Annotated in this window: 7 protein-coding genes and 5 pseudogenes; 7 read left to right on the top strand and 5 right to left on the bottom strand. The window is 46.1% G+C overall.

The window, feature by feature from the left end; genetic code table 11:
* Nucleotides 1-4: 4 nt before the first annotated feature.
* The 4 genes and pseudogenes from xerC (at nt 5) to V6N89_RS00995 (ending at nt 3,296) form a co-directional block, all read left to right on the top strand.
* Nucleotides 5-929: pseudogene (gene xerC / locus V6N89_RS01010) on the top strand (tyrosine recombinase XerC).
* Nucleotides 930-940: 11 nt separating this feature from the next.
* A complete protein-coding gene (locus V6N89_RS01005; protein ID WP_338519770.1) occupies nt 941-1,684 on the top strand; it encodes an HAD-IA family hydrolase in 744 nt (247 codons plus the stop codon).
* Between the two features lie 84 nt (nt 1,685-1,768).
* Nucleotides 1,769-2,122, top strand: a complete 354-nt coding sequence (locus tag V6N89_RS01000; RefSeq protein ID WP_346993293.1) for a hypothetical protein — start codon at nt 1,769-1,771, stop codon at nt 2,120-2,122.
* Nucleotides 2,082-3,296 (top strand): GGDEF domain-containing protein, encoded by a 1,215-nt coding sequence (locus tag V6N89_RS00995; RefSeq protein ID WP_338519768.1) that lies wholly within the window; start codon nt 2,082-2,084, stop codon nt 3,294-3,296. The genes V6N89_RS01000 and V6N89_RS00995 overlap by 41 nt, the downstream gene beginning before the upstream one ends.
* Before the next feature lie 52 nt (nt 3,297-3,348).
* Here V6N89_RS00995 and cysE read toward each other — a convergent pair.
* A pseudogene (cysE, locus tag V6N89_RS00990) lies at nt 3,349-4,157 on the bottom strand (serine O-acetyltransferase).
* Nucleotides 4,158-4,616: 459 nt separating this feature from the next.
* On the opposite strand from cysE, the pseudogene uvrD reads away from it, so the two are divergent.
* Nucleotides 4,617-6,791 (top strand): annotated as a pseudogene (uvrD, locus tag V6N89_RS00985) (DNA helicase II).
* Nucleotides 6,792-6,834: 43 nt separating this feature from the next.
* Nucleotides 6,835-8,111 (top strand): annotated as a pseudogene (locus V6N89_RS00980) (GGDEF domain-containing response regulator).
* Here V6N89_RS00980 and rarD read toward each other — a convergent pair.
* The 3 genes from rarD to V6N89_RS00960 all read right to left on the bottom strand — a co-directional run bounded on the left by rarD (nt 8,112) and on the right by V6N89_RS00960 (nt 11,066).
* On the bottom strand, nt 8,112-9,026 hold the full coding sequence (gene rarD, locus V6N89_RS00970) for an EamA family transporter RarD (RefSeq protein WP_338519765.1): 915 nt from the start codon (nt 9,024-9,026) through the stop codon (nt 8,112-8,114).
* 177 nt (nt 9,027-9,203) lie between these two features.
* Nucleotides 9,204-10,541 carry a magnesium transporter gene (locus tag V6N89_RS00965; protein WP_346993291.1) on the bottom strand — a complete coding sequence of 446 codons (1,338 nt, stop codon included), beginning with the start codon at nt 10,539-10,541 and terminating at the stop codon, nt 9,204-9,206.
* 39 nt (nt 10,542-10,580) lie between these two features.
* Nucleotides 10,581-11,066: a thioesterase family protein gene (locus V6N89_RS00960; protein WP_338519764.1), complete on the bottom strand. Its 486-nt coding sequence runs from the start codon at nt 11,064-11,066 to the stop codon at nt 10,581-10,583.
* 173 nt (nt 11,067-11,239) lie between these two features.
* Between V6N89_RS00960 and recQ the strand changes: the two genes are divergently transcribed.
* The gene (recQ, locus tag V6N89_RS00955; protein WP_338519763.1) at nt 11,240-13,081 is read left to right on the top strand and encodes a DNA helicase RecQ; all 1,842 of its coding nucleotides are present in this window, start codon (nt 11,240-11,242) and stop codon (nt 13,079-13,081) included.
* Here recQ and V6N89_RS00950 read toward each other — a convergent pair.
* A pseudogene (locus V6N89_RS00950) lies at nt 13,078-13,747 on the bottom strand (glutathione S-transferase). The gene recQ and the pseudogene V6N89_RS00950 overlap by 4 nt on opposite strands.
* Between the last annotated feature and the right edge of the window lie 106 nt (nt 13,748-13,853).

Here is a 13,853-nt window from a genome sequence, read left to right as displayed (position 1 = left end):
CGTAGTGTCTGCGGACGCCATAATCAGTGAGCAATGCCAGCATTGGTTAGATAAATTCATTCTACACCTTCAAGTAGAGCGCGGTTTATCTCCTCATACACTATCTAACTATCAGCGACAGCTTACAGAAGTTGCCAAATTATTGGGCCTTTACGAATGGTCTGGGCTAACCCCCAGTGACATTAAGCGGGTTATGGCAGATGCAAAGATGTCCGGTCATAGTGCGCGCAGTATCGCGCTACGCCTATCTGCACTTAGAACATTTTGCCAATATCTCATTGACCACCAACAATTATTTAGCAACCCCGTTGAAGGTATACAAGCTCCTAAGCAAGGAAAGCCCTTACCCAAACAACTTAGCGTTGATGAAATGCAACAGCTCCTTAGTTCAACCGCCTCCACCAATAGCGACGACGATGAAGGCATGCAATTGCGCGACACCGCCATGTTTGAATTGCTTTATGGATGCGGGTTGCGCTTAAGTGAACTAACAGGTTTAAACTTAGCAGATTGTCTTAAAGACGGTACGTTAAGGGTGATGGGTAAAGGCAGTAAGCAACGTATTTTACCGTTAGGTCGACAGGCTCAACGGGCGCTTAATGCATGGCTAAAAGTACGCCCCGCCTATGCATCTCCCTATGAAAGTGCTGTCTTCGTCAGCAAGCGAAAAACACGTATTTCAAACCGTCAGGTGGCTAACCTAGCTGAATAAGATGGCTGACCAGCAGTCGCTGTCTCAAAAAGTGAGTCCACATAAATTGCGCCATTCGTTTGCTACTCACGTATTAGAATCAAGCGGTGACTTACGCGCCGTTCAAGAGTTGTTGGGACATGCAAACCTTTCTACTACTCAGGTGTATACTCACCTAGATTTCCAACATCTTGCTAATGTTTACGATGCTGCACATCCCCGTGCACATAAAAAATAAAGGCACATTACATGCAGTTTTTTAGACCGCTTGAAATGGTTAAGGCCATGACCTTTGACCTTGACGACACCTTATACAACAATGAGCCAATCATCCGCCATGCCGAGCGTGTTTTGCAGGCCTATCTCGAGTCCCACCACAGTGATGCGGCGAAGCTAACGCAAAAACAATGGTGGGAATTAAAACGCGCAGCAATATCACGCGACCCGCGTCTTGCCTCTGATATGGGTCAACTTAGGCGTGTTGTGCTGACCGCTGCCCTATCTGGTACGCCAGCCAATTCCCTATCAATCACTCCTTCACCAGATAATGCCTTAAACCAAGCGGTAAATAAGTGCTTCGATTGCTTCTACGACGCTAGAAGTGATTTTAAACTTGACCCCATTTTTCATGAAACCTTACAAAAAGTAAGCACTCACATTCCGCTTATCGGCATTACCAACGGCAATGTTAATGCAGATAAAATTGGCATTAATGGATATTTCGAGACTATTCTGCATGCAAGTGTTTCTCGCCCCATGAAACCTGCTAAAGATATGTTCGATGAAGCGGCCAACATATTAGAAATTAAACCCAAGCATATATTGCACGTAGGCGATAATCTTATCAAAGACGTATACGGCGCAATCAATGCAGGATACCAAGCAGCTTGGTTTGCCTGTAATCGCCCCATGCGGCTATCACACGAGCGAGTATTCGTGCTTCCCCATGTAAAGCTAACCACAATCGATGAGCTCACCGTTTTTGTAAGCTAGAGCGTGTTGACCTTATACAGGCGAGTAGATTTCAGGCGCTCACCACGATACACTAAAATCAGATGAAGTTGTTTTTGTGGTCTTATGGAAAAACAAGCGGTCTCACGATCAAGCTCTCCAGAAGAGACTAGTAGTTACGCCATGCAGCCCGTTGTAGAGGAAGACAAGCAGGCAGTGCATCACGTTTTTCCTTGGCTTGGTAAATGGAGCCACAGGACACTGTCTGGCGTCATGCTTGACGTTTTCATTGTTTTGTCGTGGCTTGCCGTATGGCAAATAGGTCGCATTGTTGAATACACTGAACATGCCAGTGTGTGGTTCCCCGCTGCTTGGTTTTACCCTTTCTTGTTTTCTCGTTATAGGGCTTCGCGCTTTTACACCTATAATGATAGCCGCGGTGGTCATTACCGTATGGAATGGCCATCATTACGGGCTTAACCTTACAAATAGCGAACTTATGTGGGGCGGCCTGCTGTTTGGTGTTGCCCATATTCTGCCCTATTTTGCAGGGGCAAGCTTGTTGGGTCATCTTCTCAGAAAGCCGGAGGTCACTACCCCTCAGCTTATTATTTCATTTTTAATCATTGGTTGTCTTTCATCGCTCATCGCGACGCAACTTGTTATTGGCTCTTTAGTCATAACTAACCAAATGCCAATGAACGACGTGAGCGATGCCATTTTACCATTTTGGATTGGCGATATGGCAGGCGTGGTTGTACTCGCGCCTCTTTTCACAGGCATGCTTATTCAAATTTGCGCGGTTTCAAAAGTGGACTTATTGGCATTTTCCAATAGCGTATCACCTGCCCCTCGAAGCTTTCTTAAGAAGGTGCTTTTTAACTTAACTTTGATTTTCCTTGTTATGTTGTTGGCCAAAGTAAGCCAATCGCGAGACAGTGCGTTCGCCATATTTTTCCTCGCCATAACACACATGTGGATTGCCTGTACCGAAAGTTCAAAGCGCAATGTGATTAGCTTAGCAATAAGCAGCGTCACCATTGTCTTACTCGTGCATTTATTTGGTTTAATGGAGCATGTGAAAGTGTATCAATTTGCACTGAACGTTATTGCGGCTAATGCGTTATTTGGTATTGCTATTCCACAACTTCAAGCAGCTAATGCTCAGCTTAAAGATCGCGTTTTTATCGACTCACTCACGCAAGCCTACACCCGTGATTACTTAGCACAGCGATCTGCACTTGAAATTGCCCAGTCTCATGAGTCGTGTCAGCCATTGTGCTTTGTTATTTTTGATTTGGATAAATTTAAAGACATTAATGACAAATTGGGGCATGTCGATGGGGATAGTGCGCTAAGACAACTCAGTCTAGTAACACAGCAAAACCTTCGAAAAACGGATGTGTTTGCGCGCTTTGGTGGTGATGAGTTTGTTTTGCTGCTGCCATCAATAGCGCAAGAAGACGCGCTTCTCTTGGCAGAAAAGCTAAGAGTTGCGATAAGTAAAATTAAGATTGGTGGTATCGCACTGTCTTCCAGTTTTGGCATAACTCAATTGCAACGGGGCGATACATTAGAATGCCTGATCAAGCGCGCTGATGGCGCGCTATATCAATCTAAAAGTGCGGGCGGAAACTGCGTAACTGCGGCTTAGCACGCCGTTTAACCTTTCGCGCTTTAAGGTACGTAGTTATAGAAAGAAGACCTCACACCTGAGAGTTATCTTCTAGCACGTTCTGTCTCATCGATTCGCAAGGGCTTTGACAAACCTAGGTCTCCCAACCACTTTTGCTGGAACGCCCACCACAGTGACGTGTGCAGGAACACTATCAAGCACAACGCTTCCCGCACCTACCTTTGAACCTTCGCCAATTTCAATGTTACCAAGGATTTTTGCACCAGCACCTATCAACACGCCTTGTCGAATTTTCGGATGACGGTCACCAGACTCGTTGCCCGTTCCGCCTAACGTCACACTTTGGAGGATAGAGACATTATCTTCAATCACCGCTGTCTCGCCCACAACAATACCAGTCGCGTGGTCAAACATAACACCGCTACCAATGCGCGCCGCCGGATGAATATCTACACCGAAACTCGCCGAATTACGACTTTGCAAGAAAAGCGCTAGCTGATGGCGACCATGAACCCAAAGATAATGCGCCATACGATGAACCTGCACGGCGTGAAAGCCTTTAAAGTGCATAAGAGGCGTAAGAAAATCATTCACCGCTGCATCGCGATTTTTTATAGCGACTATATCGGCAATCGCCGCCTCACTAATGCCCGGCTCAAGTAAGTAGGCTTCATCAAACACTTCTCTAATGGCAAGTGCAGGCATCACATCGTCCGCCATCTTGTTCGACAAAATAAAGCTCAACGACGACTCAAAATTATGATGGGCAAGCACACTTGCATGCACGTAGCTGGACAACAGTGGTTCGCTGTCGGCAACAACTTGCGCTTCTTGTTTAAGCGTCGACCAAAAATCGATGGGCGTAGAAAGTGCGTTCATGAACGTGTTCCAATGTGAATAAAACGTTGCTTGCGTCAAGTGCGCTGTCGTCTCGATAGAGAGACAAAGTACTTGTCAGCCATATAGCGAATATACAAAAGCCACAGCGCCCAACAACGAGCGAAAGCCTATGGAAGGTAACGAGTTTACCTAAGTTTACTGCGTTTCAATACCGATGTAGTACCCAACAAGCGTAAATTTCGATCAACTTATCGAATTGTTTCGTTATTAGTTATTACGCTTTGCTGTTTTGCATATTTTTATCTACGTTTGTTTCCAAGTCGCCGTGAGTGCATAGATTGAGTGCCCAAAACGACGTTAAACTGGACTGTATAAATTAACAGGCAGCTGGCATAATAAGCATTGAGCATTTTGACCGCTTAAGTATAGAAAACGCATGTTGAACGTCTTTGCGGTCTCTCATTGTTGTATATAAATTTGCTAAATAGGTGCCACACTATGGATGTATCTCGACTGCTAGACGAGCTTAACGATAAACAACGTGAAGCAGTAGCAGCCCCGCTATCAAACGCGCTTGTACTGGCAGGTGCCTAAGCAGCGGGAAAACCCGTGTATTAGTGCATCGCATTGCGTGGTTGATGGAAGTCGAAAATATTGCGCCATTCTCGATATTAGCAGTAACGTTTACCAACAAAGCTGCGAAAGAAATGCGCGGTCGAATAGAATCACTCATGGGGCGCAGTTTGCACAACATGTGGATAGGCACTTTCCACGGATTAGCACACCGTTTGCTACGCGCCCATCACGCAGAAGCAAACTTGCCTGAGAATTTTCAAATTATCGATTCTGACGATCAGTATCGCCTCATTCGTCGCATTCTTAAAGCAATGAATTTAGACGAAAAGCACTGGGCACCTAGACAAATTCAATGGTACATCAATGGCAACAAAGACGAAGGCTTGCGCCCGCAGCATATCGAGACGCACGGCGACCATATCCAAAAAACTATGCGTGAGGTGTACGCAGCGTATCAAGACGCCTGTGACCGTTCGGGGTTGGTAGACTTTGCTGAGCTACTGCTGCGTGCACACGAATTGTGGGCAAAAAATCCAGACGTACTCGCTCATTACCAACGACGCTTTCGAGCAGTGTTGGTAGACGAATTTCAAGATACCAACAACATACAATACGCCTGGCTGCGAATGCTGTGCAGCGGCGACAATAACAACATCATGATTGTGGGTGATGACGACCAATCCATTTATGGTTGGCGAGGCGCCAATGTAGACAACATTCAGCATTTCTTAAAAGATTTTGACGACCCTGCCACTATCCGCCTCGAGCAAAACTACCGCTCAACAGGCAATATCTTGAAAGCGGCGAATACGGTTATCGACAATAACACCTAGCCGATTAGGAAAAGAACTTTGGACAGAAGATGCCCAAGGCGAGCTTATATCGGTATACGCGGGGTTCAACGAACTTGATGAAGCGCGATTTATCGTGTCAAAAATTAAGGACTGGCTTAATCAGGGTAATGCACTAAGCGACACGGCTATTTTATACCGCAACAATGCGCAGTCTCGGGTATTGGAAGAAGCACTACTGCACGAAGGGTTGGCGTATCGTATCTATGGCGGCTTGCGTTTCTTCGAACGCCAAGAAATTAAAGATGCGCTGGGCTATATGCGCATGGTTAGCCATCCGCACGATGACGCCGCCTTCGAACGCGTAGTTAACACGCCCAGTAGAGGCATAGGTGAAAAAACCCTATCACAAGTGCGAGACGCTGCGCGCATGCACAACTGCTCTATGTGGCAGGCATGTCAGCTGCTAATCAATGAAGGCAGCTTTAAAGGCCGCGCGTTAAACGCTATGCAAAGCTTTGTGCTTCTTATCACTGAGTTAGAGCAAGCAACATTGGATGAGCCTCTTGAGCAACAGGCTGATAAAGCTATTCGTCAGTCTGGCTTATACGCCATGTACCAAGCGGAACGAGGTGAAAAAGCGCAAGCACGACTAGAGAACTTAGAAGAATTAGTCAGTGCATGTAAAACCTTTATTGTGCCTGAAGAAGCCGAAGAAATGACGCCACTGGCGGCATTTTTAGCACACGCTTCTCTTGAAGCTGGCGAAACTCAGGCCGATACCGATCAAGACGCAGTACAAATGATGACCATTCATACGGCTAAGGGTTTGGAGTTCCCACTGGTCTTTCTAGCAGGGGTTGAAGAAGGCATGTTCCCAAGCCAAATGACCAACGACGAGCCTGGCAGAATGGAAGAAGAACGCCGTCTTTGTTATGTAGGTATGACACGTGCTATGCAAAAGTTGTATATAACTTATGCAGAAAGTCGTAGATTATATGGACAGGACAAGTATCATACAGCGTCGCGCTTTATTCGTGAAATGCCGTCTGACTGTGTTGAAGAAGTACGTTTAAAAACAACGATTTCTCGTCCTGTGCACAATCGATTTAGCCAAGCGACGTCGCATGCAAGTTTTGAAGAAACAGGCTTTCAATTGGGCCAACGTGTGGTGCATCGTAAATTTGGCGAAGGCATTGTACTAAACTATGAAGGAAGCGGTGAACACGGGCGTGTTCAAGTGAACTTCGATGAGTTTGGTAGCAAATGGCTAGTACTCGCTTACGCAAAGCTGGAGAAAGCGTAACCGTTAATGTAAGGCAAGGTAGCCTAAACCATAGTTGAAATGTATGCAGCAAAACGTGCTGATCATCGAAAACGGTGAAGGCAATCTTGAATTAATAGCGAAACTTGTGCGACGAGCAGGGCTTACGCCTGTGGGCGCAACATCGCTTATTGAAGGGCGCGCGCGTTTTAAGCAAAACATGCCTGAAACGTTTCTATGTGCCATTGTTGCTTATTCTCTGCCCGATGCTAAGCAAGGGCAAGCCATCGATTTTGCAGCGAATGCATTTATTCCTACTATTGCCACCACTGAGTCCTTAGATAGCGCCATTCGCGATAAAGTACTTGAACGCGATGTGGTGGACTACGTCCCCAAAGAAAACTCGCAAAACTACGATTATTTGAGCCGTCTTATCAGTCGTCTCGAAAAGAACAAATCCACAGGGGTTATCGTTGTTAGTACTAATCGCGTGCTACGAACGCGCACGGTATCGCTGTTGCAGCGACATAACTTTATCGCCTTTGAATGCCTTACCGCCACAGACGCTATGCAGCGCCTAGCGGAGCACAATAACATTAAGCTTGTCATCACAGACAATACTCTGCCGGACATGACGGGTACGCAGTTTGTCGCAAGTCTACGCAAGGCCTTCTCTAAAGAGCAGTTGGCAATTATGGGCATTGCGGGCGGCAAAGGCATGTTGATGTCTGCACACTTTATTAAGAGTGGAGCAAACGACTTTTTACGTGTTCCCTACTGCCACGAAGAGTTCTTGTGCCGCGTTATGCAAAACGTAGAGTACATCGAAAGTGTTGAGGAAATCCGCCGTGTCGCCAACACAGATTACTTAACTGGGTTGCCTAATCGACGCCATTTCTTTTATATGGTTACAGTACAACACCAACAACTTTCACATGAACACGCACTTGCCCTGATCGATTTAGACTTTTTTAAGTCTATCAACGACACACATGGCCATGATGCGGGGGACATTGTACTCAAGGCGATGGCCGCACTTATTGAATTTTATTTTCCCGACGAAATCATTTCTCGCTTTGGGGGGAAGAGTTTTGTATCTACTTACCTCATACGGGCTTGGAAGAAGCATGTCAGCGGCTTGATGACTTTAGGAAAGTTGTAGAGGCTGAAGTTATACGTCTTCCAACTACCGATATTAAAGTGACCTGCAGCATTGGGGTTTGCGGCGCCGTCACACAGCGTATAGATAAGCTTCTCAGCTTAGCCGACAAACAACTTTACGCAGCAAAGAACAGCGGGCGCAACCGCGTAATGTTTGAAACACCAGATGCCCCTCAACTTGAGCAGGCACCCTTGCTTTAATTATTCTGGAACCAATCTTTGCGCTTTACGCTGTTGGCGATAATTAAATAGCGAGTCAGCACTAAATAGAATAAGCGCAAACCATACAAACCCAAATGTCACTAATCGTGCCCCCTCAAGAGGTTCTCCGTAAAGGTAAACCGCAAGAATAAACATAAACGTTGGCCCTATATATTGGAAAAAGCCCAGCGTGGAGTACATGATCCGCCTTGCTGCTGCGGTGAAACATAGCAGTGGTGCCGTAGTGACGATACCCGCCGCCAATATCAATAGGTTTAAATCGACATCGTTTGCAAATAAGTTGCTGTATTGTGAGCCATAGAATACCCAGTAAAATATGGCCAACGGCGATAACATTAATGTTTCTATAAATAAGCCCGGTAACGAGTCTACTGCCACCTGCTTGCGCAGCAAGCCGTATACACTGAAGCTCCCTGCTAGCACCAGTGCTATCCACGGCACTTGGCCATATGAAAAAATGAGAATAGCCACACCAATAACGGCAAGTCCAACCGCTACGCGTTGTAACGTACGAAGGCGCTCCCCTAAAAACAACCTGCCTAAAAACACGTTAATTAATGGATTAATGTAGTAACCAAGACTGGCGTCTAAAATGTGGTCGTTATTGATAGCCCAGATAAACAATAGCCAGTTGGCACCCAACAACAGCCCTGCCACAAACAGTATTTGCATAACGCGTTTGTTTTTAAATGCAGCCATTACCTTAGGCCATTGCTTTAGCCCTGCAATAAGCGCAACCAAAAGCACAACAGACCAAATCACACGATGCATCAAAATTTCAGCAGCGGGTAGCACCATAAGCTGCTTAAAGTAAACAGGCGCAACACCCCACATGCTATACGCTGCAATGGCACAAATTACACCGACTTGAGCGGCATTAGTTTGCTTGGACAAGGAAGGCTCCGACGTTCGTAAAGATGAGAGGTGCGTATTGTTTATCAGCAACTTTCAATACACAACCTCTTTTGGTTTCCTTTGGGGCAAAACGTAGAGGAATTGGGATGTATTCGCGCGCCTCTAAACCGCTAGGCCAACTAGGTTTAGCCGCGCTTTGCTGAACGCATTGAAACACTACAGTAAGAGAAGTGTTCCTAGCCCCAAGAAAGCAACAAAGCCCACAATGTCTGTAACCGTGGTAAGAATAACCGAGCCGGACAACGCAGGATCTATTTTTAGTTTATCGAGAATAACGGGAACAAATACGCTTACCAGAGCCGCGGCCACAATATTGAAGAGAATGGCAAGGCAGATAACCAACCCAAGCATAACGTCTGTAAACCAGAAATAGGCAACAATGCCAATCACAAGTGCCCAGATAACGCCGTTTACGCCTCCAACCTTAAGTTCTTTTACCATTAGAGCACGTAAGTTAGCAGGTGTGACTTGTCCTAAGGCAAGACCTCGCACAATAAGCGTTAGCGTTTGACTACCTGCAATGCCGCCCATACTTGCAACTACAGGCATAAGTACAGCAAGGGCAACCACCTGTTGCAGCGTACCTTCAAAAAGCCCGATAAACCAAGATGCCAAGAAAGCGGTAAGCAAATTAATACCTAGCCACAACGCTCTATTACGCGCACTTTTGGCTACAGGTGAAAACAAATCCTCATCTTCATCCATACCCGCGGAGGCCATGACCTGGCGTTCATAGAACTCGTTTACAAGCTCACTAGCTGACGTGACATCCAAACGGCCTAACAACTTATTGTTTTCGTCAACCACAGGTAACGACGCAAGCCCTGAGCGCTGCACGAGTAGTGACGCGTTCATCGTGTCGTCGACACCTTGAATTGTGGTGACCGTTTCCTCAGACAAATCGAACAATGACACGTGGTCTTGCGCTGTAAACAAGTGACTAATTTTTACTAATGCCGAAAACTGCCCCGAACGGTTAACTAAGAAAATACTGTCACAGTGCTGAGGGATATCTCGACGTAACAGCCTGAGCCCCTCGCGGACTTTAGCATTCGACGGTAAAACGAGTTGTTCGTGATTAACCCAGTGGCCAATTTGGTTGTCTGGAAACTGGGTCGCTTCCCTGAAATACTTTCGTTCTTTCGAGTCGAGTGACTCGTAAGCCATATCAACCAACCGCTTAGGCAGGGAATCTAATAGTTCGAGAAGGTCTTCTGCGTCAATATCGGCGAAAATGGAAGCCCACTCGTTATGCGGCGTATTGTCGATAAGAATTTCACGTGGGTCGCTACGCATCTCGACCAATACATCAAGCTTACGGTCTCTCGGGATCCCTTCCCATACCGCTAAACGTTTTTCGACAGGCAGTGATTCTAACAAAGAAGCAATGTTTACCTCATCTTGACTACTTAGCGTTGCCAATAAGGTAGCTGGGTCATCACCCAAGCTGTCTGTAACAATCTCTTCGATTAAATCTGGTAGTGGCTCAGCCATACTACACCTCCTGACAAAACAAGCTAACGCTTATACGCATTAACCCAGCATGTAAGTTCCTGTACCAAATGCAATATGATCGCCTTTTTCGTTGTGAAGCTCCATACGGCAGACTACAAGTTTACTGCCTTTTCGAATGATTGAAGCAGTGGCAATAAACTGCTCCCCTCTACCTGGTCGCAGATAATCAACGCGCATATCAACGGTACCCATAGTCGGTAGACGAACCTGCAAGTCATCCAATGCATCACTGTCTGTTTGCTTGATAGTTTCGATGATAGCGACTAAGCCGCCAATAGTGTCTAGCATTGTGGCAGTGACTCCGCCATGCAGAATTTTTTGCATGGGATTACCAGTAAGCGAGGCTTGCCAATTAAGTTGCAATTGCACTTGCGTGTCTTGGCCTTGCCCGTTGGTAATAAACTCAAGCCCTAACAATTGGTTAAACGGCATAGTATCACGAAAGAGTGAGATCACATGCGATATCATCGCTGCGTGGGTAAGATTATTTTTCGTAGGTGCCATACTATCAACTTCCCTATATTTGCCTTAATTAACACTAACGCGCACGTTTACTTTTGTCATTTTGTGCATTAAACGGTCAATGTGCATTATCTCGTACTTTTATGCTGCATTTTAGTCTAGTTTTTGCAAATGCCCCGTGAAGACAGCAGCAAAAACGCGTAAAATCCCACGTCATGACAACTGCAATAGCTCAATCAACAGTCGCTTCTTCGCAAAGCATCAGCACTACACCAGAACAAGTCCTTAAGGACGTTTTTGGCTATGATGCGTTTCGCGATGGGCAAGGCGAAGTTATTCATCACGTATGTGAAGGTAAAGACGCACTGGTATTGCTTCCCACGGGGGGCGGTAAGTCGCTGTGCTATCAAATTCCTGCCTTAGTCCGCAACGGAACGGCTATTGTCGTGTCGCCTTTGATATCGTTAATGCAAGATCAGGTAGAGCAGCTCAAGGCACTTGGCGTTAAAGCGGCTTACCTTAATTCTACGCTCGAAAGCGATGAACAAAGCCGCATCAATGACGATTTGCAAGCGGGTAAGCTCGACTTACTGTACGTCTCACCAGAACGCTTAATGCAATACTCTTTTCAGCAATCGCTTAACTTTGCTGATATCGCCTTGTTTGCCATTGATGAAGCTCACTGTGTGTCGCACTGGGGCCACGATTTTCGACAAGATTATCGTTCACTTGGGCAAATTAAATCGCGCTTTCCTCACATACCGGTTATTGGGCTAACAGCGACAGCTGATACCGCCACCCAAGCCGATATTTTAACGCAGCTTAATCTTGATACGCCCCTTGTATATAAAGGGAGCTTTGACCGCCCTAACATTCGTTATCGCGTAATGAGTAAGTATAAAGCTTTTGATCAGGTTGTTGCTTACGTAAAACAGCAAGAAGGCAGCGGGATTATTTACTGTAATAGTCGGGCAAAGGTCGACGATTTACATGCCAAATTATTTCGTATGGGTTTTCGTTGTGCCGCTTACCATGCTGGAATGGATGCTGATGAACGCGAACTCGTGCAGCGCCAGTTTCTGAACGACAAAATTGATATTGTGGTTGCCACCGTGGCGTTTGGCATGGGCATTAACAAGTCAAATGTTCGCTACGTGGTGCATCACGACGTACCGCGCAGTGTAGAAAGCTACTACCAAGAAACAGGCCGCGCAGGGCGTGATGGGCTGGCATCTGAAGCACTGTTGCTGTTCGATGAAAAAGATGCAGCACGCGTTAAACAATGGATAGAACAAGGCGAAATTGCCGACAGAAATCAAATAGAGCTACAGAAATTTGCTGCGATGGAGGCATTTTCTGAAGCGCAAACATGCCGTCGCCAGGTGCTCTTAAACTATTTCTCCCAATTCAGTGACAGTGCATGTGGCAACTGTGATATCTGTCTTGACCCACCAAAAATGATAGACGGCCTTGTGATTGCGCAGAAAGTACTTTCATGCGTACTGCGCTTGTCTCAGCAAGCATCTAGTCAGTACGTCATTGATGTATTGCGAGGCAAGCAGCTGCGACGACTACAAGAAGCAGGACATCACCAGTTATCGACCTATGGTATTGGTAAAGACAAATCTGACAGTTACTGGCACAACATCATTAATCAGCTTATTCACAAAGGCCTTGTTCGCGTTGACATAACCGCACATGCTGCTTTGAGACTTACCGAAGCGGCGCGTCCTGTTCTTAAGGGCGAAGTCGCGGTTCAACTTGCTGTACCTCGACTCGAGTTTAAACCGGATAAGAAAAAAGCCAAACAAGTACCCGACAACTACGACAGAACCTTGTTTACCAGGCTAAAACACCTTCGCAAAGTATTGGCAGAAGAGAATGAAGTGCCGCCATATGTAGTATTTAGTGACGCCACCTTGGTTGATATGGCCAGCAAACTTCCTACAACACGCAATACGCTACTTGAAGTAAGCGGCGTAGGCCAAACCAAACTCGAGCGTTACGGTGAGGCCTTTATCCAACTTATCAGCGATTACATTAGCAGAGACAGCTAGGCGTAAGCGTACTCACCGCCTTTTTCAAGTGCAGCCTTGTAAGCTGGTCGAGCATGAACTCGTTTAACAAATGCTTGTATGGCCGCAAACTCTTTCGCTCTGCCGCTTGCCACTAGAGACTCGAGTGGGAATATCATCTGTACATCAGCGCCTGTGGGCTCGTCACCAGCAAACCACGTATTCTTAGCGAGGTAAGATTCAACATAACGCAGGCTTTGCGCTAAGTTAGGACCGTAATAAGCATTTAAGATACCGTCTACCAGTTTGTCAGTAATCGGTTTAATAAAGAAAGGTTTAGAGCCTTTCTGACGCGCTTTTTCTAACACCAAATTGGCAACCAACGGCGGCATGAGAGAACCTTCAGCGAAATGCATCCAGAACCAATACTGCTGCAGGGATTCTGCGTCACTAGGGGCTTTAAATGATTCAGACGCATGGGTGTTAATTAGGTATTCAACAATCGCACCTGACTCTGCAATGGCGCCATGAGGAGTTGTTAACACTCAGCGAGCGACCAAGAGGATGAACTGCACGCAATGCGTCTGGCGCAAGATTTGTTGTACTGTCTCGCTGATAAAACTCGATGTTATACTCAACACCCAGCTCTTCAAGTAGCCACAGTATTCGTTGAGAACGAGAGTTGTTTAAATGGTGCAGTGTTAGCATATTCCTTCCTTAAAACGCTTTGATTAACGCTATTGTTATAGTGTTGTATTATGTTGTTACTTATACATACTTTTACGCGTGCTGGTTTAGAGCAAGCGGATCTTTT

Origin of the sequence: Alteromonas gracilis (genome assembly GCF_036870955.2) — a bacterium.
GTDB classification, from domain to species: Bacteria; Pseudomonadota; Gammaproteobacteria; order Enterobacterales; family Alteromonadaceae; genus Alteromonas; species Alteromonas gracilis_A.
The sequence above is the reverse complement of the archived record's forward strand: the minus strand, read 5'-3'. Positions and strand labels throughout refer to the sequence as shown.